At 62.3% G+C, this 25,895-nt stretch carries 17 protein-coding genes and 1 pseudogene; 12 read left to right on the forward strand and 6 right to left on the reverse strand.

The window, feature by feature from the left end:
- Positions 1-52 precede the first annotated feature (52 nt).
- The 8 genes from SINAC_RS17445 to SINAC_RS17475 all read left to right on the forward strand — a co-directional run bounded on the left by SINAC_RS17445 (position 53) and on the right by SINAC_RS17475 (position 12,377).
- Positions 53-1,543, forward strand: coding sequence for a glycoside hydrolase family protein (locus tag SINAC_RS17445; RefSeq protein ID WP_015246948.1), 1,491 nt, complete (start codon positions 53-55; stop codon positions 1,541-1,543).
- 156 nt (positions 1,544-1,699) lie between these two features.
- Positions 1,700-3,460, forward strand: a complete 1,761-nt coding sequence (locus SINAC_RS17450) for a protein kinase domain-containing protein (RefSeq protein ID WP_015246949.1) — start codon at positions 1,700-1,702, stop codon at positions 3,458-3,460.
- Positions 3,461-3,505: 45 nt separating this feature from the next.
- Positions 3,506-5,212: a SpoIIE family protein phosphatase gene (locus SINAC_RS17455; RefSeq protein WP_015246950.1), complete on the forward strand. Its 1,707-nt coding sequence runs from the start codon at positions 3,506-3,508 to the stop codon at positions 5,210-5,212.
- A 135-nt stretch (positions 5,213-5,347) separates the two neighbouring features.
- Positions 5,348-6,946: an NAD(P)/FAD-dependent oxidoreductase gene (locus SINAC_RS17460; RefSeq protein ID WP_015246951.1), complete on the forward strand. Its 1,599-nt coding sequence runs from the start codon at positions 5,348-5,350 to the stop codon at positions 6,944-6,946.
- A 32-nt stretch (positions 6,947-6,978) separates the two neighbouring features.
- On the forward strand, positions 6,979-7,161 hold the full coding sequence (locus SINAC_RS41905; RefSeq protein ID WP_081578302.1) for a DUF433 domain-containing protein: 183 nt from the start codon (positions 6,979-6,981) through the stop codon (positions 7,159-7,161).
- Between the two features lie 549 nt (positions 7,162-7,710).
- Positions 7,711-9,555, forward strand: a complete 1,845-nt coding sequence (locus tag SINAC_RS17465) for a di-heme-cytochrome C peroxidase (RefSeq protein WP_244884954.1) — start codon at positions 7,711-7,713, stop codon at positions 9,553-9,555.
- Between the two features lie 292 nt (positions 9,556-9,847).
- A complete protein-coding gene (locus tag SINAC_RS17470; protein WP_015246954.1) occupies positions 9,848-10,987 on the forward strand; it encodes a zinc metalloprotease in 1,140 nt (379 codons plus the stop codon).
- A 433-nt stretch (positions 10,988-11,420) separates the two neighbouring features.
- The gene (locus tag SINAC_RS17475) at positions 11,421-12,377 is read left to right on the forward strand and encodes a trypsin-like serine peptidase (protein WP_237722499.1); all 957 of its coding nucleotides are present in this window, start codon (positions 11,421-11,423) and stop codon (positions 12,375-12,377) included.
- 566 nt (positions 12,378-12,943) lie between these two features.
- Here SINAC_RS17475 and rplS read toward each other — a convergent pair.
- The 4 genes and pseudogenes from rplS to ffh form a co-directional block, all read right to left on the reverse strand.
- A pseudogene (gene rplS / locus SINAC_RS17480) lies at positions 12,944-13,285 on the reverse strand (50S ribosomal protein L19); the annotation flags it as partial.
- Positions 13,286-13,315: 30 nt separating this feature from the next.
- A complete protein-coding gene (trmD, locus tag SINAC_RS17485) occupies positions 13,316-13,975 on the reverse strand; it encodes a tRNA (guanosine(37)-N1)-methyltransferase TrmD (RefSeq protein ID WP_015246957.1) in 660 nt (219 codons plus the stop codon).
- Between the two features lie 15 nt (positions 13,976-13,990).
- Positions 13,991-14,347, reverse strand: a complete 357-nt coding sequence (gene rpsP, locus SINAC_RS17490; protein ID WP_015246958.1) for a 30S ribosomal protein S16 — start codon at positions 14,345-14,347, stop codon at positions 13,991-13,993.
- A gap of 296 nt (positions 14,348-14,643) precedes the next feature.
- Positions 14,644-16,125, reverse strand: a complete 1,482-nt coding sequence (gene ffh, locus SINAC_RS17495; protein ID WP_015246959.1) for a signal recognition particle protein — start codon at positions 16,123-16,125, stop codon at positions 14,644-14,646.
- Between the two features lie 308 nt (positions 16,126-16,433).
- Between ffh and SINAC_RS17500 the strand changes: the two genes are divergently transcribed.
- Positions 16,434-17,516: a S66 peptidase family protein gene (locus SINAC_RS17500; RefSeq protein ID WP_015246960.1), complete on the forward strand. Its 1,083-nt coding sequence runs from the start codon at positions 16,434-16,436 to the stop codon at positions 17,514-17,516.
- A 119-nt stretch (positions 17,517-17,635) separates the two neighbouring features.
- Here the strand turns inward: SINAC_RS17500 and rsmH are convergent, their stop codons facing one another.
- Positions 17,636-18,697 (reverse strand): 16S rRNA (cytosine(1402)-N(4))-methyltransferase RsmH, encoded by a 1,062-nt coding sequence (rsmH, locus tag SINAC_RS17505; RefSeq protein ID WP_015246961.1) that lies wholly within the window; start codon positions 18,695-18,697, stop codon positions 17,636-17,638.
- A gap of 258 nt (positions 18,698-18,955) precedes the next feature.
- Between rsmH and SINAC_RS17510 the strand changes: the two genes are divergently transcribed.
- Complete coding sequence (locus SINAC_RS17510) at positions 18,956-19,939, forward strand: phosphoglycerate dehydrogenase (RefSeq protein ID WP_015246962.1); 984 nt, start codon at positions 18,956-18,958, stop codon at positions 19,937-19,939.
- Between the two features lie 81 nt (positions 19,940-20,020).
- On the opposite strand, the gene SINAC_RS17515 is transcribed toward SINAC_RS17510, so the two are convergent.
- A complete protein-coding gene (locus SINAC_RS17515) occupies positions 20,021-21,772 on the reverse strand; it encodes a SulP family inorganic anion transporter (protein ID WP_015246963.1) in 1,752 nt (583 codons plus the stop codon).
- A gap of 1,148 nt (positions 21,773-22,920) precedes the next feature.
- On the opposite strand from SINAC_RS17515, the gene SINAC_RS17525 reads away from it, so the two are divergent.
- Positions 22,921-24,327, forward strand: a complete 1,407-nt coding sequence (locus SINAC_RS17525) for a two-component system sensor histidine kinase NtrB (RefSeq protein ID WP_015246964.1) — start codon at positions 22,921-22,923, stop codon at positions 24,325-24,327.
- Positions 24,324-25,679, forward strand: a complete 1,356-nt coding sequence (locus SINAC_RS17530; RefSeq protein ID WP_015246965.1) for a sigma-54-dependent transcriptional regulator — start codon at positions 24,324-24,326, stop codon at positions 25,677-25,679. The genes SINAC_RS17525 and SINAC_RS17530 overlap by 4 nt, the downstream gene beginning before the upstream one ends.
- Positions 25,680-25,895 lie beyond the last annotated feature (216 nt).

Below are 25,895 nucleotides of genomic sequence, written 5' to 3' on the forward strand. Positions count from 1 at the left end.
CCGATTGTGTATTGAGGCAAATCATTTTGGGTCCGATCCAGGGCGAGGTGGCATGGGCCTGTTCAAGTTCCAACTGACATCGCCCACGCTGGCGGCCCGGGTTCCCGAACTGCGCAAGGCGTACCTTACCGGCTTGGACCGGACGCCGAGCCGGCTGAACATCGAGTTCCGCCAGGACCTGATGATCTGCCACCGCGACAATAACGAGAGCGGTCGGCTCTTCGTCCCCTGGCCGGTCGAAGGGCAGGGGACGCCGATCGTCGGCACGGCCACCCTGGCCGAGCGGTCTCAGCCGTACAACCTCGCCGTCGAACTGGCGCGCGGCAAGCTGAACGACGTGCGCAACCAGTTGGCCGACTGGCGGCAGATGGGGCTGCGAACCCCCTCCGAGCTCGAGGGGATCCTGGCCGAAGCCCACCATGCGTTTATCAAGGCGGCAACCGCGGGCGACGACCCAGAAACGTCGTTCAACGCCGCGCAGGCGAGCCTGGCCGCGATCTGGAAGGTGGGCGACCTCCTCACCGACGTCTACACCGCCCAGGTGCTCCAGACCCGGCTGGCGACCAGTCCCAAGCTTCCCAGCCTGCTCGGCTGCGCCCTTGAGGGCGACCCCAAGAACGCCCCCTGGGCGGCCGACTATAACAGCCTCTTCAACGCAGCGCGGATTTCCTGCCCCTGGAAATCGCTTGCTCCCACCGAGGGGCAGCTCCGCTTCGACGAATTCGACGCCCAGCTCGCTTGGGCGCGGAAGCAGCGAGTCGCGATCCAGGCGGGCCCGATCCTCGACTTCCGGCCCGCGGCCTTGCCCGACTGGATCTGGCTCTGGGAAGGGGACTTCGACACGATCCTCGGCCTGGTTGTCGACGTGGTCCGCCAGACGGTCACCCGCTACCGTGGCAAGGTGCCGGTCTGGAACCTGGTCCACCGGCCCGCCTGCAACGACGTCCTCGGTCTTTCTGAGGAAGAGCAGATCCGGATCACCGCGCGTGCCGTGCAGATCGCCCGCCAGGCTGATCCCGCCGCGCAGGTCCTGATCAGCCTCGAGCGCCCCTGGGCCGAATGGATGGGTTCGAGCCCGTTCCAGCTCGGCCCACTCCACCTGGCCGACTATCTCGTCCGCGCCGACCTGGGCCTGGCCGGCCTGGGCCTCGAAATTACCCCCGGCTATTCGGCCCCCGGCAGCGCGATCCGCGACCTCTTCGACTTCTCGAAGCTGCTCGACCTCTACGCACTCTTGAATCTCCCCCTGCACATCGACATGGTCCTCCCCTCGTCCGCTGCCCCCGATCCCAAGGCCGACCCGTCGGTCCGAGTCGAAGCCAGCCAATGGCCGACCCCTCCCGACGAGAACACCCAGGCCGGCTGGGCCTCGCGCTGGATGGCCCTGGCGATCGCCAAGCCGTTCGTCCGGTCCGTTACCTGGCTCCAGCCGACCGACGCCGCCCCCCACCTCTTCCCCCACGGCGGCCTCTACGGCCCCGACCAAGCCCCCAAACGGATCGTCGGCTGGCTCAAGTCGTTCCGCCGCGAATTGCTGGTCTAAAGGCGAGCGAAAACACCGAAATCGCGGACCGTCGGCAACGCTCTTCGCGCGGGCGCGGGGCTTGTCGTAAACTAGGGATGCGTGTGGGATCGATGGGATGAAATCGTTAGGGGGGACCTCGGGACGCTGTCTTTGTCCTCGTGGTCCGGGTGTGCCATGAGCGAGTCGTCGGAGCAGCCTGACTCACCACCACAGACGGTCGGCGAGACTGCGGCCTGGGATAGCTCGGGAGCCACCGAGACTGCCGGGGGGACGCGGGATTTGACCGGGAAGACGCTCGGCGACTTCGAGGTCGAGCGCCTGCTCGGGCGTGGCGGGATGGGCGAGGTCTATCTCGCCCGCCAGATCAGCCTGAACCGCCCCGTGGCATTGAAGGTGCTGCGCACCGATATGCTCAACAACCCAACGTACCTCAGCCGGTTCGAAGCCGAGGCCACCGCCGTGGCCCGCTTGAATCACCCAAACATCGTTCACGTTTATATGCTCGGCTGCGTGGACAACATTCGGTTCATCGCCATGGAGTACGTCCAGGGGACGAACCTCCGCGAGTTCCTCATCAAAAAAGGAGCACTCGACCTCCCCCTGGCGCTCTCGATCATGAAGCAGACCGGGGTGGCCATCGGCGCGGCCGGCGAGATCGGCCTCATCCATCGCGATATCAAGCCCGAGAACCTGCTACTGACCCGCAAGGGGCAGGTCAAGGTGGCCGACTTCGGCCTCTGCCGCGACTCGGATGCCGATAAGATCCACCTGACCCAGCCCGGTGTGACGATGGGGACCCCCCAGTACATGAGTCCCGAGCAGGCGCAGGGGCATGCCCTCGACCACCGCAGCGACCTCTACTCGCTCGGGGTGACAGCCTACCATATGCTCACGGGGACCCCTCCATTCCGCGCCGAGACCGCGCTTGCGGTGGCTTTGAAGCACGTCAAGGATACCGCGGTCCGCCCGATCGTCCACCGGCCAGAGATTCCGGCCGAGCTCGAGCGGCTGGTCATGAAGTTGATGGAGAAGAAGCCGAAGGATCGTTACCAATCGGCCGCCGAGATGCTCCGCGACCTGGCGAAGATTCGCGACTCGCTGCAAGCGACAACGGCCACGATCCCCGACGCCGACCTGGCGGGCGTCGGCAACGGGACCAGCACCCCGACCTCCACCGCCGTGGCGGCCCCAGCCTCCAAGCCTTCCCGCACTCAGGCTGCCGCCCGTCCCAAAGGACCGGGGCTCGGAGCTCGCCTGTCGGCCGTCCGGCTCAGCACTGGCCAGACGACGGGTCTGATCTCTGCCTGCCTGGCGATCGGCCTCGTCTGGGGCTGGCTGACCCGCGAGCCCGACCTGATCTCAGAGTCGACTCCCCAGCGAGCGACCATGCCCGCGCTCTGGATGGTCCCCGAATGGAAGGACGTCCTCAAGCAAAACAGTCCCGAGGCCCAATACCGCTACGCGCAGCTTCACGTCGCCAAGACCGACCAGGAGGGGGCGTGGCTCGCCGTCCCCGGCAACTTTCCAAGTTCCCGTGAGTGGGCCTCCAAAGCGTACATCCAACTGGCGAGAGAACTTCTCCGCCGCCAAGACACCGACCGCCTCCGTGCCTTTGCCGCCGAGCTCAGACGCTGGCACTCCGACCGGATGCACGAGCAAGAACTGGCGATCATCGTGCAGGCCGCCGTCGACGCCCTCGACGGCAAAGTGGAAGACGTAATCGCCGGCCTCGGCCCCAAAAACCTCGACCCCAAAACGGTGATCGACCCGGCCCTCCTCGAACTCTCGCTCGAGGTCACCGCACAGGCCGCGAACTCACGAGACGGCGAGTCGGTCAGGGTCCCCCAGGGTCTTCGCGAAATCCAGGCGAACCTGCTTCAGAGGCTGTATAATGTCGAGCTCCGCGAGCCGCTAGGTCGAAGCCGACTCGGTTGAAACCCTCTCTTATCCCGCGGTCCGTCGCGTTACGGAGTTCTTCGTATGGCGATCCTGAAACGGGTCACCGGTCACCCCGCCGGGCAAATTATCGAGCTGAAGGGGGATGTGACCGTCATCGGTCGCTCGCCCGAGTGTCACATCGTTCTCGACCCGAACGGGGTGAGCCGACGACACGCCGAGGTTCGCCGCGTGGGCGAGAAGTTCTTCCTGGCCGACCTCCACTCCCGGAACCTGACCAAGGTCAATAACAGCCGAGTCGAGCCCGGCAAGGACCACCCCCTTCAGCCGGGCGATCGCATCAACATCTGCGACGTCGAATTCCTCTACTTCACCACCCCGCCCAAGGAGACCGGACCCCGCGAAGTGGGCGACGTGATGGTCGTGACTGAGGAGGAGATCGAAGACCCGAACATACACACGCTCGACGCCTCGCGCTCGAGCGCCCTGGCCAGCGCGGTCCGGCCCGAAGTCAAGCTCAAGGCGATTCTCGAGATCACCCGCAACCTCTCGACCGAGTTGCGGATCGATACCGTCGCCCCCAAAATCCTCGACTCGCTGATGGAGCTTTTCCCCCAGGCCGAGCGGCTCTTCCTGATCCTGCTCGATCCGATCACCAAACGGCTGGTCCGCAAGGCATTCAAGTATCGGCCCAACCGCCGGTCCTCGTCGGCGTTCGCGACGGTTCCCGAAGACGAAATCCCGATGAGCATCAGCCGGTCGATCGTCAACCACGTGCTCGGCCAGAAGAAGGCGGTACTCAGTCAGGACGCCGGCAACGACAAGAACTTGCCCACGAGCGCCTCGATCGCCGACCTTAAGATTCGCTCGGTCATGTGCGTGCCCCTCTTGACCCCCGACAACCAGGCGCTCGGCATCATCCAACTCGACACCAGCGACCGCAAGCAGTTCCTCCAGGAGGACCTCGACGTCCTGGCAGCCGTCGCCAGCCAGGCCGCCATCGCCGTCCAGAACGCGGCGATGCACGAGACCCTGCTGGAACGCGAGCGGATGGAGCGTGACCTGAAGCTGGCCGAGCAGGTCCAGAAGCGGTTCCTGCCCCAGTCGGTCCCCAAGGTCCCCGGCTTCGAGTTCTTCGCCCACTATGACCCTGCCTACGAAGTCGGCGGCGATTATTACGACTTCGTCAAGCTCTCCAACGACCGCTGGGCGATCGCGCTGGGGGACGTTTCGGGCAAGGGGGTCGCCGCCGCCCTGATGATGGCCAAGTTCTCGGGCGACACCCGGTTCTGCATCCTCACCGAGGACGCGCCGGGCACTGCGGCCACCGAGTTGAACAGCCTGCTCTACGCCGCCGGGATCGAAGAGAAGTTCATCACCCTGAGCCTGAGCATCCTCGACCCCAAGACGCGAAAGCTCACGCTCTGCTCGGCCGGCCATCTGCCCATCTTGATCCGGCGGGCTGGTGGGACCGTCGAAGAGATCGGCGAGGATATCGCCGGGTTCCCGCTCGGGATCATGGACTACTCGTCGTATCAGGAAACCGAGATCACGCTCAACCCCGGTGACGTCGCCGTGATTCACTCCGACGGCGTGACCGACGCGCGAAGCACGCGCGAGGAACTGTACGACTCCCGTGACAACCGCCGGCTTCTGAAGCGGCTCGCCGAGTCGCCCGGAAGCGCCGAGGCCGTCGGCCGCTCGATTCTCCAGGACATTCGTGAATTCTCGGCCGGCCACTCGCAGGCCGACGACATCACCCTGATTTGCTTCGGACCGACGGCCGGTTGATCGATCATCCCGCAAAGCCGACGGGGAACGTCAGCTCCCTTGGCTGCGGCTTCACTCCATCGCAAAAATGCATAGAAAGACAGGGAGTTGACGCTCCCCACTCGCCTTTCAAGCGAGCGAAGAGATGAAAGAATCATGTCGCTAAAAATCGCTAACGTTCGCCTGGAATTGGATGATCCCGAGGACGCGCTGCCCGGAAAGATTTCGGAACGGCTCGGCCTGGGGCAGGACTCGATCACCCACTGGCGGATCCTCCGCAAGAGCCTCGACGCGCGCCGGCACGACGACCTGCACTTTGTCTACTCGGCCGAGGTCGAGGTCCCTGACCGGGAGGCGGAGCTCGTCGGACGCAGCCGCGGGGCCGACCTCGAACGGTTCGAGGCCGAGCAGTTCGACTGGCCGACGCCGGGTGCTGTCCCGCTCGCCCATCGTCCTGTGATTATCGGCGCGGGCCCCGCCGGCCTGTTCGCAGGCTACCTTCTCGCCCTGGACGGCTACCGCCCCTTGATTCTCGAGCGCGGGCGCGAGGTCAAGGATCGGGTCGCCGACGTCCGCAAGTTCGACGCCGGGGGGCCGGTCGACCCGGAGAGCAACTACCTGTTCGGGGAAGGGGGGGCCGGGACATTCAGCGACGGTAAACTCACCAGCCGAAGCTCTGGTCCCGACGTCCGCCGGGTGCTCGAAATCCTCGCCGACTGCCACGGCAAGCCCTCGATCCTCTACGAACATCGCCCCCACCTCGGCTCGAACCGGCTCCCTTTGGTCGTCCGTACCTTGCGGCGCAAGCTCGAGGAGTTGGGGGGCGAGGTCCGTTTCTCGTGCCGCGTCGAGGATCTCGACATTGCCGACGGCCGGCTCCGTGGCCTCGGAACCAGCTCGGGTTATATTCCGGCCGACGCCTCGATCCTGGCGGTCGGCCATAGCGCCCGCGATACGTACTCGATGCTGCTCCGTCGCGGCGTCCCGCTGGAGGCGAAGCCGTTCCAGCTCGGCGTCCGGATCGAGCAGCCGCAGGGGCAGGTGAACGTCGCCCGCTACGGCGCGAAAGCCGACCACCCGGCCCTGGGAGCAGCCGACTACAACCTGGTGGCCCGCGCCGGCGGCCGCGATCTGTTTACCTTCTGCATGTGCGCCGGCGGCTACGTCATGCCCAGCGTGAGCGAGCCCGGCTACTTCTGCACCAACGGCATGAGCGAGAGTCGGCACGACTCTCCGTTCGCCAACAGCGGCCTGGTCGTGACGATCACCCCCGAGGACACGGGGAGCCGGCACCCGCTGGCAGGAGTCCACTTCCAACAGCGGTTCGAGCGTCTGGCCTACCTGGCCGGCCGGCGGACCTACGCCGCGCCGATCCAGCGGGCCCGCGACTTCCTGGCCGATCGCCCGAGCCACGGGCAAGTCCCGAGCAGCTATCCCCGAGGCACCGTGCCGATCGACCTCGGCCTCATCCTTCCATCGATCGTGCTGCAAGTCCTGGAGCGGGGCCTGCCGATCATGGACCGGCGGTTCTTCGGCCTCTTCCTCAAAGACGCCACCCTCACCGGCCCGGAATCCCGTGGCAGTTCGCCGGTCCGCCTCCCCCGTGACCCGAACACGCGGCAGTCCCCAACCGTGGTCGGTCTCTACCCTTGCGGCGAAGGTGCTGGCTATGCCGGCGGCATCATTAGCGCGGCCGTCGACGGCGTCCGCACCGCGCGAGCCCTGGTAGCCTCCTACGCCCGCCCGGGAGGATAAGCGGCCTCCTTTCTTGAGGGGCAAGGCGCGACATGAATCGCGTCGTGATTTTGCCAGGATCGGCATCAATAATTCTTGATTTCCTGGCAAGCAGTGTGTCGATTCCTGATATCCTCAAGAATTACCCGGATCTCGAAGGAACCGACATCCTGGCATGTATCGCCTACATGTGCGCAGCTTCCACGCAAGCATTACATCGAAATCGAGGAGGGTGACCGACCCTTCTCAAACTCGACGAGAACCTGGGCAAATGGAGCAGGCAACTCACGGTTCGCAGACGCCAGTCACAATGTCGCCACGGTGGTGGAACAGGGCCTTTCCAGCACGTTTGATTGAAGTCATTGGTGCCGAACCCCGCTAACTGATGACACCTGGTCGTGCCGATGTACCTGCTGAGGATATCCTGACGGGGATTGCGTTGGCCGGGATGGACGTCAACATCTTCGTCCGGCTTGGCGTCGTGGTGCAGACCGGCCTGGCGTGAAAGAACTCCATTCTGATCTGATCGTCGAGTTCGCACGCGATCCCCTTCACGAAGGAGCGTCCCGGTTCGAAGCGGCCTTTGAGGGCGCCAAGGTCCGGCTCCGTCCGACCATCATGACCTCGCCTTCATCCACGTGGGCTTCTCGTTGATCATCGCCCAAGAGGCAAGAGCCCGTTTCTTGTTGTCCATGGGAACGCGTCAAATACATTCATTAAATTCTGACCCGTTGAATTCACAGATCTGCTAGTTAAACTAATCGCAGCGTCGTCAAGATTTGCTTGTGCTCGATCCGAGAACAAGCAATCGCCCCCCTATGTCCAGTTCCCGGACAACCCGAGAGGCGTTTGGCATGTCATCCATACGATGCATAAGCGTAACCACGTTAATGCTGATTGGAACCTGCAGCGCATACGCGGCGGACCTTCCCCAAACGCGAAATGCCTATGTCGCAACCCAAGATCCCTTTGGGGAATCCGTAACCCAGGTCGTGTATCTGGATCAGAACTGGTCCCCCAAGGAAAGCCTTGAATTCTACTTTACTTCGCAAGGCTCCCAACTCATCCCCTACGAGTGGTTTCTGGCTCTCGAGCAACCCGGGGCTACGACTCCATTTCGCGACAACCAAAATATTCTAAAATACAGATATTTACCGCAAAATCAAGGTCCGATGAATCCTGACGGCCTCCCGGTGGGATTCGTGGCAGGACAGGGCGTCGGACGACGCTGGCTGGGAATGTCTTGCGCAGCCTGCCATACCGCCGAAATCCGCCTAGGCACGACCGGCTATCGTGTGGACGGAGCTCCGGCCCAAGCCGACGCTCAGGCCTTTCTATCGGATTTGTCGGCCGCTTTGCGGCAGACGTTGGACGATCCGGCGAAGTTCGACCGATTTGCCACCAACATCCTCGTAAATCAGGACTCTCCGGCAAATCGAGCAGAGTTACGGAGGCTGGTCGAGAGTTCGGCCAAAACTCGCTCGGGCTACAACCAGAGAAACTTCCCTGGCTTTGATCCCGCCCGCACTGAGGCCACTGAACCCACGCGTTTCGGCCGGCTCGACGCAGTCGATGCCATTGTGAATGAGGTGTATTGGCACGCGGTGAAGGCCCCCGAGTCCAGTCCGCCGACCGTGGTATCCAAGACGGCTGACGCCCCGGTCAGCTACCCTTTCCTGTGGGATACTCCCCAGCATGACCGGGTGCAATGGCTCGGAATCGCAAAGAGCGGCGGCCTCCTGGACATCTTTAGCCTCTCCCGTAACGTTGGCGAGGTCCTCGGGGTCTTCGGCGATTTCACCATCCCCAACGAGCCCTCTCTGCTGACGTTCGGCTACCCTTCGTCGGTCAAGTTCTCAGGACTCGAGGATTTAGAAGATCAGGTAAAGAACCTCTGGTCACCGCTCTGGCCCGAGGACTTCCCGAAAATTGACCAAACAGCGGCCGCCAAAGGAGCCAAGCTCTACCGCACTAAGCTCGATGGCATATCGGCATGTATCGACTGCCATGCCGTGATCAACCGGACGAACCCTCATCGATCCGTGAAAGCGATCATGAAAGCCACGGGAACCGACTCGCGGACGGCAGACAACTTCTTCAACACCAGGAGGTCCTCGGGGAAACTTGCGGGAGCTAATGTCAACTTCGTTCCGTTCACCGCCAAGGTTCCTCCGGATGCCGACGCCGACACGATGCTGACCAACGTGACCATTGGCGTCATCCTTGGCCGCACGACAGGCGCACCTCCCGACGAATTGAGCCGGGTTGATTTCCAAGGCGAACGTCTTCCCGCGTTCACTCTGGAGGCAAACTTAGGTCCGAAATACAAGGCCCGACCACTCAACGGAATCTGGGCGACTGCCCCCTACCTCCACAATGGTTCTGTCCCGAATTTGGACGCGTTGCTCCGCACCACTCCAGAACGCCCCAAGTCATTCAGCATCGGAGTTCGTTCCTTCGACCCCGTCCGCGTCGGATATCTGACCGAAGTCGCCGGCTTTCCCCATTTCGAGGTTTTCAATCCGGACGGGACGCCGATCGTCGGGAACTCGAACGCCGGCCATGAATTTGGCGTCCAGTTGGATGACGAGCAGCGGCGGCAGCTCATTGAATATCTCAAATCTCTGTAAGCAGAAAACACACAATAACAAAACGATTTCTACATTCTTCCGGCCAACTCCCATTATCGACAGCTTCAACCTTCCGACCCTTCTCGTCGAAGGGTCGCGGATCCGCACAAATAAGTGATCCAGGGTCCGCATACGGAAGCCACGAGCCTCGCGGATCATCTGCTCCTGCAAAAAACGAGGGATACCGTAGGGCTCGTAAAACGCTCGAAGATTGCATTCTTCACAGGAAAACCGAATCATGAAACGCTTAGCTCTATCATGTGCATTTTTTTCGTGCGTCTCGGGAATCGCGATGATTGTGAGTTTGGCGAATCGAGCCGCCATTGGTAAGGACGACGCTCCCGCGCAGGTCGCCCCGGCCAAAGCAGCATCCACACCGACACCTCCGCCAACCTCTCCGATCACCCATCAGATCATGGAGGGCTATTCGTCCGAACTCCAAGCTTCGATCGAATCACGTGATGCAACGATCGCCGGTTCCAGAGCCACCACAAATGGGAGCGCACTGGAGTCGGTCATCTCGTTCATCCAACGCTGGCCAGCCAACTCCAAAGTCCGGGTGGCCTTCCTCGACGGCGATGAGACCCTCCACCGCTCGGTCATCGACGCGGCCAAACCCTGGCAGAACTTCGTCAACCTGCAACTTGACTTCATCAACCCGACAACCAACAAGCCCCGTCGCTGGACAACCCAGGACACGACACACGCAGCGGAAATCCGGGTATCGTTCGATCAAGAGGGCTACTGGTCGCTCGTCGGCAACGATAGTAATAATGCCTCGATCGGTGTTCCAGGAAGGCCGGACGGTGGGAGGCCGAACCAACGATCGATGAACTTCGCCAAGTTCAAAACCGGCCTCCCGGCCGACTTCAAGGGAACGGTGCTCCACGAGTTCGGACATGCGCTGGGCTTCCAGCACGAGCATCAGCACCCGACCCAAGGCTGCAATCTAGACTTCCGCTTCAATGACGACCCCGGTTATGTCCGCACCCGCGACTCGTTCGGCCAATTCATCGCTGACTCTGCCCAGCGTCGTCCCGGCATCTACACCGTCCTTGGTGGTCCGCCGAACAATTGGCCTCGTTCGCAGGTCGACTTCAACCTCAAGCAACTCCCCCCGTCAAACGCGTTCCAGGTCGGGCCGTTCGACCGAAAATCCATCATGAAGTATTACTTCCCCGATTGGATGTTCCGTCAGGGACCGGCAAGCCACTGCTTCAGCGCCGGCCAAAATCTCGTGCTCTCCGATCAGGACAAGGTCGGAGCCAGGGGCGCCTACCCGAAGCCGCCCGTGCCGGGAACGCCGGAATCGAATCTGCCGGTTGCCGTAAATTCGGAAGCACTGCGGAGGGCCGCGATCGATGCGTTGCTGACGCTCCAAGACCTAAGCCCGGATTCCCGCGCCCATTATGAGTCGTTGCAACAGCCATAGCCCTCATTTCGCGGAACTGGCCTCACCCGTGCATTGGGGTGTTCTGAATCGCCCATCGCGATACCCAATCCTGCTCCAAAGCCGGGTATCGCGACCAATTCCGCCACCCCACAATGAACGTTTTCACAACCAGATCGGGGCACAAATCCAGAGGCGATTTTTTAGGAGATAATCAATGAGCAAACAAATAATCAATGGAATTTTCGCCGGGCTCGTCGCAGGCCTCTTGATTGCGATGTCAAGTCGGTCTGAGCCTTCAGAGCCTTCCTCACAGACAAGTCAAACCAAGCAGGCAAAAGACATCTACCAAAAATATCGCCATTCTCTTCAGATGATAAAATCTAAGCAAGCCTCACTTCTCGAAGAGATCAAACAAGCACGCACAGAATTCACAAAAGATGCACATGCCAATCCTGGCGTCTTGCTCGACCTGATGAAGTCCGCGTCAACCGAGACGATCAACCTGGCTCTCAGACACGCGTCCAAAGGTACTGGGACGATCCTGAGACTCAAGGATGTACCCGATCCCGGCCAGCCCGCTCAGCCGGGGACGAAGGGGCTTCTATCACTCGATACTCCCCCCTCCCAACTTGAGCAATTGATCGGCCCACACAACAACTTCCTGCCTGGCTATTTCCTCGAAGTCGGGGCACGCATGCTGAATCCGGTCGCCCGTGTCACATTCGTACGGAGCCATGTCGTGACACTTCCCGACGGCCAGAGCACCACATTCGCCCCCACAGACGGCTGGGGGACCGGATTCCTCGTCTCCCGAACCCTTTTCCTGACCAACAACCACGTAATTCCTACGAAGGAGTTCGCAAAGAAAGTCGGTGTCTGGTTCAATTTCCAGGTCGACGCCAAGGGCCTCCCAACCACCGTCGATCAATTCGATTGCGACCCGGATTCCTTCTTCCACACCAACGTGGCCCTCGACTTCACTTTGATTCGACTCAAGCCAAAGGCCGCCGCCAGCGCCGCCTCAGTTCCATCGGGAACGCCCTCGACGAATCCGCTCGTCTCAGCCGGCGAGATCTGGGGCATAGTTCCCATCAACAACAGTCCCGACTTCATCCTCTCGCAGGCGGTGAACATTATTCAGCACCCCAAGGGAGGATTCAAACAGGTCGCCATCCAAGAAAACGAACTTGTTGCCGTCTATGACAACGTGATCCGCTATAAGTCCGATACCGAGCCGGGATCTTCGGGCTCGCCCCTATTCGACAACTTCTGGAACTTGGTCGGACTGCACCACGCCTCCGGCGACGTTGAGGGGGACGAGTTCGTCGACAATGAAGGGATCCGAATCGACAGAATCGTCGATGATCTCCGGAAAGTCCACGGCGAGACGGACGCTGGACGTGCAATTCTCGCAGAGCTTGGGCTCTAAAAATCAAGACATCCTCACTTTTGCACGTCTGCGGATCTTGGATATTATTCTAACGATCCGTAGACTGCACTGCCACGACGATGGAAACGATCCCCCTGGGAACGCAGCGGTCCCGGGTCCCCCAATCCAAAGAGAGCCGCAGAATGAATTAACCCGGCTGACTCTACCGGATTGCAGGCATCGCAGGGCAGAATTGAAAAACGTGCTCATGAGATCCTGCGTCTTACTCAAGCGATCGGAATTTGGGTAGCTTTGGGAGTTTGAGTAGGCCGTCGGCAGGCGTGTACGCTGCAACACCCGCAATCCGGTAGAGTCCGCAAAAACGAAAGAGACCGACCTCGAAACCAAAGGCTGGCTTCGTGGTCGATCCCTTTTGTTTGGAGATGGATCGTTCGATTCCAGAGAACGAACGATTAAGCCTCGGGCGCGGTCTCAGGCGTCGACGCGGGCTTGGCCGCAGCAGCAGCGGCGGCTTCGGCCTTGGCGCGCTTGGCAGCGACCTTGGTGGCGCGACGTTCGGCCTTGGCGGCTTTGGCCTCGGCCGGGGTGGACTTGCCACCGGGGAACCGCTCCTTGAGGCGGACGGCCTTGCCCGACCGATCGCGGAGGTAGTAGAGCTTGGCGCGACGGACCTTGCCCGAGCGCTTCACCACGATGTCGGCGATGCGCGGGGAGTGGACCGGGAACTTTCGTTCGACGCCTTCGCCCTGAACGATCCGGCGGACCACGAACATCTCGCGGGTCTTGGTGCCCGAGCGTGCGATCACGACGCCGTTGAAGATCTGGATCCGCTCTTTCTCGCCTTCCAAGATCCGGACGTGGACGTCAACCGTGTCGCCGATCTCGAACTTCGGGATCGTCGCCTTCATACTCGATTGTTCGACCGTCTCCATCAACTGATTTTGCATGGCTGAACCCTTTCCTGTGTCTGACTTGGCTTATCGTCGATGTTCTCGTCGCCAGCGTGCGATCGCGGCGTGGTCGCCGCTGAGCAGAATGTCGGGGACCGCTCGGCCGCGGAACTCGCGGGGGCGGGTATAGTGGGGGTACTCGAGGCCACCGTCGGGTCCGAACGACTCGTCGATCGCGCTCTCGGCATCGCCCAGGACGCCGGGTAAGAGCCGCATGACGGCGTCGACGACGACCATCGCGGCAACCTCACCACCCGAGAGCACGTAGTCGCCTACCGACAGTTGCTCCGGCTCCAAGGTCTCGAAGATCCGTTCATCAAAACCTTCGTAGCGACCACAGAGCAGGATGATCCGGGAGGCATCGGCCAGTTCGCGGACCCGGTCCTGATCGAGTCTGCGGCCCTGCGGCGACAGCGCGATCAGACGGGCGGGGCGTTCGTCCGCGGCCTGCACCGCCTCGACGGCCGCAACGATCGGCGGAGCCATCAGCACCATGCCTGGCCCCCCACCAAACGGACGGTCGTCCACCTGCTTGTGCTTCCCCTCGGCCCAGTCGCGGAGGTCCCAGCGGTGGACCTCGACGAGTTCCTTGTCGATCGCACGTTTGAGGATGCTCTCGCTCAGGAAGCCGTCGAAGAGCGCCGGGAACAGGCTCAACAGGTCAAAACGAAGCGGCGAGGCGGACATCGTCGGCCTTTGCAGTTACGAGGCCGATGGAGCCGTGGGCGCCGCGGCAGGGGCCTGCGAAAGGGACGCCGGAGCCGGTGTCGCCGCGGGAGCTTCGGGAACCTCCCAATGCTCGCCCGGAGCGGGCTTCGTGATCTTGTACCGGTTCAACAGCGCCTGAACCTTATCGCTCGGCTGGGCACCAACCGACAGCCAGTAGCGGATCCGGCTGACATTCAGGACCGTACGAGCGTCGACGTTGCGAACCATCGGGTCATGGTGCCCGAGTTCCTCGATCGCCCGACCGTCACGCGGCGAGCGGATATCCATCGCGCAGATCCGGAAGAAGGGACGATGGCGGCGGCCGAACGATTTCATGCGAAGACGGACCACTCGAAAACTCCTCAAAAAAGAATAGGGCTCGGACGCATGGCAAGTCCTTCGGGAACCCCTTTTGCACAAATTTTCCGTAGGACGAGGCCGGTCCCGAGCCTGCGGCGGCCTCGCGGGTCGTCAGGTTCAAAGCAAATCAGGTCCCTTCGGGACCCTTTTTACTCGTTCCGTCCGGCCCATTCCCTCAACGATTCGGCTAACGTTGCTTCCGCTTGTACGAATAAAACCGAACGACTCAGCAAGCGCACAGGGAGTCATTCCAACTCCCTGGCCCTCAATCCAAAAGAGTCGTCTGGTCAACCTTCTTTGCCGCGTTCATCGCGACGCTTCTTCCGCTCTTCCTTTTCACGCTGTTTGCGCTGTTTCTCGCGTTCTTTGGGCGTAAGGCGCTTGCCGGTCCCCTGCTTGGGAGCCATCAGCCGGGCCCCCGGGTTGAACGCACCCGCGCGGCCGAGTCCACTCATCGCGCGAATCTTGTCAAGCATGGTCATCTGGGACATTTGCTTGACGAAGGCCGCCATGGCGTCGAACTGTTTGACCAAGGCCGAGATATCGGAGGGGTCAACGCCCGCACCGGCCGAGATCCGCCGACGACGCGAGATATCGATCAGGTTCGGGTTCCGGCGCTCCTCCGGGGTCATGCTATCGATGATCCCCTGAATCCGCTGCACCTCACCGTCGGCATCGATCTCGTCGAGGTTCACGGGCATCTGGTTCAGCCCGGGGATCTTGCCCATCAGGTCGCGGACCGAACCCATCTTCTTCATCTGGGTGATCTGCTGGCGGAAGTCGTTGAGGTCGAACTTCCCCTTGGCAAGCTTCTCCTGCTGCTTCTGCGCCTCCTCCTGATCCACCACCGACTGCGCGGCCTCGACCAGGCCGACGATGTCGCCCATGCCAAGCATCTGGCCGACGATCCGCTCGGGGTCGAACGGCTGGAGCTTGTCGAGCTTCTCCCCCATGCCGACGAACTTGACGGGGACGCCAGTCACCTTGCGGACCGAGAGCGCGGCCCCACCCCGGGCGTCGCCATCGAGCTTGGTGATGATCACGCCGTCGAGTTCGAGCGCTTCATTGAAGGAACCGGCCGAGGCAACGGCGTCCTGTCCGGTCAGTGCGTCGCAGACGAAGAAGACCTGGTGCGGCTTGACCTTCTTCTCAATCTGCTTGAGCTCGGCCATCAGCTCGTCGTCAACGTGGAGCCGGCCGGCGGTGTCGAGGATGATCGTATCGCAGGCCTGGCGGTTGGCCTCGGCAAGAGCATCCTGGCAGACCTTGACCGGGTTCGAGCTCGGCTCACTGAAAACAGGAACCTGCAACTGCTGGCCGATAACCTTGAGCTGCTCGATGGCAGCGGGGCGCTGAAGATCGGCCGCGACGAGCAGCGGTTTTCGCCCTTGCGAGGCCAGAAGCCGGGCGAGCTTACCGCAAGTGGTCGTCTTACCCGAGCCTTGGAGGCCGCAGAGCATGATGATCGTCGGGCCGGTCTTCTCGAACCGGATCGACGGATCGACCGGCCCCATCAGCTCGATGAGCTCGTCGTGAACGACCTTGACGATCTGCTGCTCGGGCCGAACGCTCTTGATCAGTTGCTGACCGACAGCGCGTTCGCCGACCTTCTCCATGAACTCCTTGACGACCTGAAGATTGACGTCGGCTTCCAGGAGTGCGGTGCGGACTTCGCGGAGGCCATCCTTAATGTTGGCCTCAGTCAGCAGCCCACGCGCGCGGAACTGCCCGAAGGCAGAAGAAAGCCGTTTTTGTAGGTCATCGAACATGGCCGAGATCGTTCCCGTTCCCTAGGGCTATCGCGAACCAGATAGTTTAATGATTGGACGGCTCCACGACAATATCTTTAGCGAAATGAACAGAGAAAGCGCGTCGCCGTAAAGCTGCGACAAACAAGAGCCTCCCCCGTAATCGCGGTCGAACGACCGAGTGGTCCGCGATTTGGAGACGACGAGATAGCCCCGAATCGTAAGAATAATCATGGTTGACGGCTCGATGGGAGCTGTGAGCGAAATGCAAATGCCGACCACGCGCCGAAACGAACCATGAATCCTCTTCCCTTCGGAGAACGGACGATATGCCTGGCCTGACGATGAGGACTCGATTTTTCAGGTGTTGTCTGCTGTGGGCCTGGTCGGGCTTCGCCGGGATGAGCGCGGCCGTCGCGGCCGACGACAAGAGCACTCTCGAATGGCTCAATCCACCCGCGCTGAAACCCGGAGACACGATCGCGTTCGCGGCCCCGGCTGGCCCCGCCGTCATGGCGCCCCTGAGGGAATACGCCAAAACACTCGAGAAAGCCGGATACAAGGTCATCATCCCGAAGGGGATCGAGGAGCGGGGACAAGGGTATCTCGGGGGCACCGACGACCAGCGGGCCGACGAACTGAACAAGTTCATCCGCGACCCCAAGGTCCGGGCGATCTTCCCGGTCCGCGGCGGGTATGGCCTGACACGAATCATCGACCGAATCGACTACGCGGCCCTGCGCAAGGATCCGAAGATCATCATCGGGTATTCGGATCTGACCGCGCTGCACCTGGCCGTGGCCCACGAAGCAAGGGTGATCACATTCCATTCTCCAATGCCAATGGCAGGCCTTGGGGAGAACGACAAGGCAGAGTACACGTTCGCAGGCCGGGCATTCCGCCGTGCAGTCTTCGCCGATCAATATCGGCAGGGGCAACAGGGCTTCGTCGTGGCAACACCTGAGGATCGGAAGCCCGAGACGCTGGTGAAGGGCAAGGCCAGCGGGCGGCTCCTCGGAGGGAACCTGACGCTGATCTGCAGCACCCTTGGCACCCCGTATGCAATCCAACCGAAAGGGGCCATCTTGTTCATCGAAGACGTGAACGAGGCTCCCTACCGGGTGGACCGGTCGCTGTCTCAACTGCGGTTGGCCGGCATACTCGACCAGGTGGCCGGGGTTGTGGTCGGGTCGTTCACCAGCAAAGAACCGGCGGAACGCGAGGAGACCGATCGTGTACTCCGCGAGTACTTCGCCAAATCGAAGGTGCCGGTGATCCTCAATTATCCCATCGGCCACACTCCGCTCAACGCGACCGTGCCGCATGGCGGACTGGTCGAACTCGACGCTGATGAGGCCGTGTTGAAGGTCCTGGAGAACCCGGTTCGGCTCGACAACGGTTCGCAGCAGTAGAAACCTGAGCGGCTGAAGTCTTGAGGCGAGCGGGGAGTGTGAACTCTCTATGCTCTTGTTTTTTCGCTCGCCCCAAGGCGACCCAACCGAAGGGGGGTAGGCCGGGCGGATCGCCCGGCCTACGACGAGGCGCCACGGACGGCGAACCGCAACTTCGCCGAGGACGAACGCGGGTTCGCAAACCGTTCCTCGGCCGAGGCGCGGATCACTTCGGGCGAAATTGATGTGTACGTCCCGTCGTGAAGCCCCTCTTTGAAGGCCGCTTTGACCCGGCGGTCTTCGCCGGAGTGAAACGTCAGGAAGGCGATTCGCCCCCCTGGTTTCAGGCAGAACGGGGCCATGCGGAGGAGAGCCTCCAAAGCGCCGAACTCATCGTTGACGGCGATCCGGATCGCCTGGAAGACACGACGGACCGCATCGTCGGCGGTCCCCAGGCAACGGCCGGAACACCGTTCGAAGACGGTCTGCACGATCGTGGCCAGCGCCCGGGTCGAGGCCAGCGGTGAGCGGGCGTGAGCACGAACGATCGCAGCGGCCATCTCGACGGCGAGGGGTTCGTCGGCATTGTCGGCGAGGATCTGGGCAAGCTCGAATTCGGCCAAGGTCGACAGCAAGGCCGAGGCGGATAAACCCCGGGCAGGGTTCATCCGCATGTCGAGCGGGCCATTCTCCTTGAAGGTGAAACCTCGGGCGGGGTCATCGATCTGCATCGAGGAAAGGCCGAGATCCGCAAGCACCACGTCCGCGCCTTCGGGCGCCTCCACGGCAACGAACTTCGCCAGGCCCGCGAAGCTCATCCGCCTGACGACGACGGCGTCCTCAGGATAACCGAGGGCGCGGAGCCGAGCCTCGGTCTTGGGCAGTTCGATCGGGTCGGCATCCACCCCGAGCAGCCGTCCCCCCGGTTGCACGGCCGCGAGCAATTCGCGGGCGTGGCCGCCGTAACCCAAGGTGCAATCCACCGCCACGTCCCCGGGCCGAGGCGCGAGGACCTCGAGGATTTCGGAAACCATGATTGGCCGGTGCGTGCCGGCCGGCGTCTTGCCGCCGGCGATCACCTTCGCCACATCGTCGGCGTACTGCTCAGGCCGGTGCTCCTTGTACTTTTCCGAAAACGTGCGCGGGTTCTTGCCGCGATATCGTGGGCGTCGCCCGGGCTTCTCTGGAGTGGGGTCGGTCATGGCCGGATTCGCGTGGCGAGAGTTGTCTTGGAGAAACGTTTCACGATCTTATCATCATCCCAGGCGGCCCGCCCGGTGGGATCCTGAGCAAGCCTTTTGGAGATAAGGGGAACCTTGCTGAAGCGGAAGCGATCACGAACGCGAATGGCGGGACCTTCAAAGGAGGCGAGTGGCCCCTAGCGACGCCCCTCCGGCGCGGTTAGCCTGTGGCGAAACGTGGATTGACCGTTTTCACCGCAAAATGCCGCCGGACCCGCCATGCCCACAGTTTTGATCACTCCCGCGCCGCTCCGCGATCGACCTGGTTCGTACCGCGAGATTTTCGAAGCCGCCGGATTCCAGTGTGTTGATTTCCGAGGTGAGCAGGTTCCCACTGAAGCGTCCCTCCGCGCGATTCTGCCCGAGGTTGACGCGATCGTGGCGGGCGGCGAGCAGATCACGGCCACCGTGCTCGACGCCGCGCCTCGGCTCCGCGTGATCGCGCGGACCGGGGTCGGATACGATGCCGTGGATGTGGTCGCGGCCACCGCCCGCAAAGTGGCGGTCGTGATTACGCCGGGGACAAACCAGGAGAGCGTGGCCGAGCAGGCGTTTGCCCTTCTCCTGGCCCTGACGCGAAGTATCGTCAAGAACGACCAGATCATTCACCAAGGGGGCTGGGATCGGACCTTGGTCCAACCCTTGCGCGGCAAGACGCTCGGCCTGGTCGGTCTGGGCCGAATCGGTCGCGCGATGGCGACGCGTGCCCTCGCCTTTGGCATGCGCGTGCTCGCCTACGACCCGGTCGCCGACCTTGATTTCGACACCCGACACGGTATCGTCCGCGGCCCATTCGAGGATTTACTCGCCGCGTCCGACGTCGTCAGCCTGCATATACCGCTGACCCCGGACACGCAGGGCCTGATCAACGCCCAGACCTTGGCCCGGATGCGGCCGGGTTCGTACCTGATCAATACCTCGCGTGGGGGCTTGGTCGTCGAGGCCGACCTGGCCGCCAGCCTGGCTTCGGGCCACCTCGCCGGCGCCGGTCTTGACGTCTTGAACGCCGAACCGCCCAAGCCGGACAACCCCTTGCTGAGTGCCCCCAACGTCGTGCTCAGCCCACACATGGGGGGCATCGACGTCAAGAGCATGGCCGATATGGCCGAGCTGGCCGCGAAATGCATCGTGTCACTTCACCAGGGCATCTGGCCAACCGACTGCGTCGTCAACGGTGAGTTAGCCAAAGACTGGCGATGGTGATTCGGGTCAAAGACAAGAGGAACAGGAGGGCCAAAACCCCTCCCGTTCCTCTTGGTCCTGATAACTCAGCGGCGCATCCGGCTAATCGATCTCACCCATCTGGACCCCAAGGTCTTCCACGGCCTCCAGCAGGCACGGGCCTTCCCCGGACGCCACAGCCAGTGCCGGAACACCGAGGCGCATGCAGGAGGGGTGGTCCGAACGCATTCGCATCCGGTCCATCCCAAGGACCTCGAGCTTGCGCTTCCCTTGGCTCTCGAATTCCTCGGTGAAGTACGTCAGGTTGTCGCACGAGGTGTGATCGATGATCGAGACCCCGTCTTCAATATGGAGATAGACGTTCTCCGCTTCCGAGGGGATATTCTCCAGCTCCTTGCTCAGTTGCAGGGTATTGAAACAGACCAGCGGTCGACCCAGGTAGAGGTGATAGCCCCCGTCGATCAACTCGCGATCAACCACCGGGTTACGAAACAGGTCAGCAATCCCTCCCAGCGTCCCGACTGCAACCCCAAGCGGCGTGGCGGCCCGGATTGGCAATCCCCCGGCTCGCAACTCGAACACGATCGTCATCAGCATCTTGGCACTCGTGCCAATGATGATGCCCCACAGCAGGTCGGTCGCCAGGGTGGCGATCACGGTGGTGCCGAAGATCAGCAACTGCTCACTGCCGATCGCGGCCGTGTGCCGCCAGACGCTGGGCCGGCACAGCTTGTACCCGGTGAAGATCAGGATGGCGGCGAGCGTACTGAACGGAATCAGGTTGATCAGGCCCCGGCCCGCGAACAGGAAGATCAGCAGGAAGCAGGCATTATAGAAGTTGGCCCACTGGGTGCGGCCCCCCCCTTGAATACAGGCGGTGCTCTTGACCCCGCCGGGGATGATCGTCAGGCCGCCGGCCATGCTCGAACAGATGTTGCTCACCCCCATCGCGAACAAGGTCCGGTCAGGGTCGGACTTGCGGCGAAACGGGTCGATTCGGTCAATCGCCGCGATGGTGGCCAGCGATTCGACGCCGTCAATCAACGTCAGGGTAACCACCGTCGTCACGACGGCCAGCCAGAGCGTCCGATCGGCGAGCAGTCCCTGAAAGTTCGGCAGTACGATACCGTGCTTGAAAGGATCGTCAGGGATATGAATCAAAAAACGGCTGTCGAGGTGGAGCAACCGGGCCAGGATAATGCCGATTACGACGACGAGCACTTGCGGTGGGACAACTTTCAGCCAGCGAGCCTTGAGCGCCCCGAGCAAGAAGACCAGGGCCAGGCACACCATCCCCAGGAGAAAGACCTTCGGCTCGGTCTGCCTCAGTTGGGACGGCGTCTCGGCAAGCATGCTGAAGAATTCATGGAACTTGAACTCGTGGCCGATGAGATGCGGCAACTGCTTAGCGATGATCATCAGGCCGATCGAGGCAAGCATCCCTTCAACCACGACGGACGGGAAGAACGTACAGAACCGAGCCGCCTTCATCTTACTGAGAACAACCTGGACGGCACCCGTCAGACAGATGGCACCGAGCAGGAGCGGGTAACCGACCGCCAAGTTCCCCCGTCCCAGGACTGTCATCGCGACCAGCAAGGCGGGCGCCAGGCCGGCGGCCGGTCCGCTGACCGTCACGTACGAGCCCCCCAAGAAAGGGAGGATCAGGCCGGCGATGATCGCCGACAACAGGCCGGCGATCGGCGGCGCCCCGGACGCCACCGCGATGCCCAGCGAAAAAGGCAATGAGATCAGCGAGACCAGGAGCCCGGCGAGAAGGTCATGCCGCCAGTGTTTGAGCCCGGCAAGACCATTGCGCGGCTTCTCCAACGCGCCTGCGAGTTCGGTTTTCATAGACCTAGACTCTCCGAAATCCCACGGGGGATCGTGCCGCGAATCAGGGTGGCGTAGCGCCAGAGGGGGAAGGAGGGCACGGGAAGGCCGCCACTCGGGATCCGGAACCGAAAGCCCAGCTCCCAGCAGCGCAAGGAGTGAGCCTGACGGCGAGTTGATCGGGAACGAGATCCGTTCCCAGCAAGATCCAGAGCGGCACCATCGGACGGCGTGGGGGGGAGGAGACGAGGCCGATGGAACGAACGGGTTACCAGGGAAAAAGGAGAAGCCGGCGGGGGGGGAGTGGGGGGCCGGCTCTCATGAGAAACACGGGGGGGCGCGGAGCGATCGGGATCGTCCGCGGACGTGCTGGAAATCCGGGGGCTGTTGAGTCAGCAACTGATGGCCGAAAACGCCGACCGTGATCGGAGAGAAGGAGCAGGACGCCAGCGCCTCCTTCTCACCCCTCTCTTCTTCTCCCTCGCCATCCTTCAACACCGCTTCCTGATCGACGGAAATCCCGTCACCAGTCCCAGGCGAAGGCAACCCCACGATCAACAGAAGATCCGGCGGACGCAAATCCGCAAGACCTTCGTCGAAGGGCGCTCGGCCAAGGATGAGCAAGCTAAGGAGAAGGAACGAAGGTGTTACCACGAGTCGTTTCGCGCCTTACAAAGTCGAGGCCGGAAAATGGCCGGCGAGTCAGATCGACCAACCGCCCAAAACGAGGGCCCGACATCACCCCTAAGCAAGAGCTGCGCCAAGACTCGTCGCATTCTCACACTTTGACCGCAAAGCCATTCTTAATCAGTAGTTACACTGTCAGCCCAAGCCGGCATCACGGCCCGTGCCACAGCCCAACTTCAGGGGGAATCCGGCAATTTCTTGCAGGGGCGGCTGATTCTTGCCGGTACTTGCTGGTTCTTACCGGCGCGACCCTCGAAATGACGATGTGAGGGGAATGAATTCCCTTGTATGATGGATCGTCCTCTTGAGATGCGGGCTTGGCGACAAACCAAAATTGCCCTCGTCACTGGCAGGGCGACGAAATCCTCCGGCCGAACCTCCCCCCGGGACGGCTCACGAGGAAAAGCACGAACGACCTCCGCATTTCGAACCCAACGGTTTCGAAATCCATCGCTAACGTACACGTTGAGGGGGATGGCTTGATGGGCAGAGGAGGGGGGGAAGGCCTTGCGATACTCCGCATCAAGGCCTCCGAGGCTCACACCCGCATCTCGTTGACTCCGGCGATCGTCCTGCTCATGCTCGTGGTAGCCCTGGCGCTGAGCATCGCCGCCGTCCAACAGGTCTTCGTAGAGTATCGCCTGCTGGGGACCTGGGTCGGCGGGCTCCGTCCGGTCTCGGTGGCCGAGATCAAATCGTTACGGCAGGAGATTGGCACCCGGATCATCGTCCGGGCCATCGCCTCGGCCGTGCTCCTATTCTGCACGCTAACGACGCTCTGGCTGCAGCAACATCAGCTCGACGTCCGTCGGGCATTGCACCAGGTCAAGTTGCTGGCCCGTGACATCCTGGCCAGCATGGATCAGGGCGTCATCACGATCGATCTCCAGAACAACGTCACGAGCATCAATCCAGCGTCGACCCGGATCCTGGGGCTGGAGTTCGAATGCGTCGGCCGCCCCTTGGCGAGCCTCTCCTCAGGGGGCCCCCCTTTGATCGCGCTAGCCGCCCAGGTCGCGGCGCGCCACACGGCGGTCTGGGACCATGATTTTGATGTGGAACGAGAGGGCCGCCTCCGGCGAATTCGGGCCCATGTTCACGTGCTCAAGGATTCCGCGGGGGACGCACTTGGCTGCGTCATCCTCCTGCGCGACGTAAGCGATCGGATCTTGATGGAGGATCGCGTCCGCCGGATGGAGCGGTTCGTCAGTCTGGGGACGCTGGCCTCGGGCCTCCATCACGAGATCAAGAATCCGCTGACCGCCCTGAGCATCCACGTCCAGTTGCTGGAGAAGCGTCTGCGCGATCCAACCCTCAAGAAACCGGTGGACGAGCTGATCGACGTCCTCAAATCCGAAGTGCACAGGCTCAACGGAGTCCTCGAGAGCTTCCACGACTTCGCCAGCCTCCAGCATCTGATCGTCCAGCCGACCGATGCCCATGAACTCCTCGAAGAGACCCTCCGTCTGATCGGCCCGCAGGCCGCCCAGCAGAATGTCGACGTGACGTTGGATCGCAAACCGGCGAAACTCCCCCGAACCATGATGGACGCCGACAAGTTCAAGCAGGCGATCCTCAACTTGGTCATCAATTCCCTGGAGGCAATGCCCGAGGGAGGAAGCCTGAACCTGCACGCCTCGGCCCCGGATGGCGAGTTACTGATCAGGATCGCCGACACCGGCCCAGGGATCCCGCCGGAGATTCAGCAAGAGTTGTTCAAGCCCTACGTCTCGACCAAGACCCGAGGGACCGGCATGGGGCTGGCCCTCACGGAAAAGGTGGTCAGTCAGCACGGGGGCCGAATCATTTTCCAGACGGGCCCTCAAGGAACGACATTCAGCCTCTTCATCCCCCGGGAGCCGATCGCCGGGGCCAACGGTGCATCATGAACGATAGGCCCTTTCGCATCCTGGTCGTGGACGATGAACCCAACATCCGCTCGGGACTCGCCCTCGCGCTGGAGGAGGAGACGTCGTATAACGTCTCCACGGCCGCAGACGCATCCGAAGCCTGGTCCCACTTCCAGCACACCCCCTCTCAGCTCGTCATCACCGACCTGAAGATGCCGGGGCCGCTCGGCGGCCTGGACCTGGTGAGGTTAATCAAGCACGAGTGGCCTGAGACCCTGATCCTGGTGGTCACCGCCCATGGCACGGTCGAGACGGCCGTCGAGGCGATGCGACTGGGAGCGCACGACTACCTCACCAAGCCCGTCGACCTGGAGATCCTCGGGCACCTGGTCCACAACACCTTCGAGCACCATCGCCTGCGAAAGGAAAACCACCTGCTCCGCGAGCGGCTGGCGGCGGCCGGCGAATTCCCGGAGATGATCGGCCAGAGCGCCGCGATCCACGACGTCTTCTCGTGCATCCGCCAGGTGGCCGATACGGACCTCACGGTGCTGATCCAAGGGGAGAGCGGCACGGGCAAGGAGGTGATCGCGCGGGCGATCCACAACCTGAGCCGGCGCCGCGACGGGCCGCTGATCACCGCCAACGTCGGAGCGCTGCCGGAGACCCTCATCGAAAGCGAGCTGTTCGGCTACGAGAAGGGGGCCTTCAGCGGAGCGATCCGCCAGAAGCCCGGCTGGTTCGAGATGGCCGATCACGGCACCTTGTTCCTCGACGAAGTCGGCGAGATGGCCCCCAAAACTCAGGTCGACCTGCTCCGCGTCCTCGAGCAGCAGGAGGTGCGCCGAGTCGGCGGCGAGTCGATGATCCCCCTCGATGTGCGGATGGTAGCCGCCACCCACCGAGACTTCGACGAGTTGGTCGCCGAGGGTGCCCTGCGCAAGGACCTCTTCTATCGGCTCAACGTCGTGCCACTGCGAGTCCCCCCCTTGCGCGAGCGGCGTGACGACATCCCGTTGCTCGTCGAGCACTTCCTGCAACGGGCCTGCATCCGGCATCGCCGCGAGCCCAAGCTGGTCTCCGGCGCCGCGATGCGCGTCATGTGCGACGGCTCATGGCCGGGCAACGTCCGCCAACTCCGCAATTGCATCGAACGACTGGTCGTGATCGTGGAAGGCCCCGTGATCCATGCCAGCGACCTACCGAAGGAAATCCAGGCACCACCGCGGCCAGGCACCCTGAACCTCGATGCAGCAGTCCAGGAGACGGAGAAAGGCGTCATCCTCGCGGCCCTCGCTCAGTGCAACAACCACCGCGAGCGCACCGCCCAACTCCTGGGAATCAGCGTCCGCACCCTGCGCTACAAGATGAACCGCTATTCCCTCCAGTAACCCAATCCGAGCCGATGCCGTCGGCTCGGCTCAGCTCGAGCGGCAAAAACCCGCCACGGCCGGCAAAAACCTGCCGACATATCTAGCCTCAAATCTACCGTGGGCCGCGAGACCGCACCCATGGGTCTTCTTTATCTCTCACAGCCATCACGTGTTAAGACCCATTCCCCGCGTCCATCGCCGTCCGGTACGCGCAATGCACTATTGCCAGAGTGG

The organism is Singulisphaera acidiphila DSM 18658, assembly GCF_000242455.2.
Lineage (GTDB): Bacteria > Planctomycetota > Planctomycetia > Isosphaerales > Isosphaeraceae > Singulisphaera > Singulisphaera acidiphila.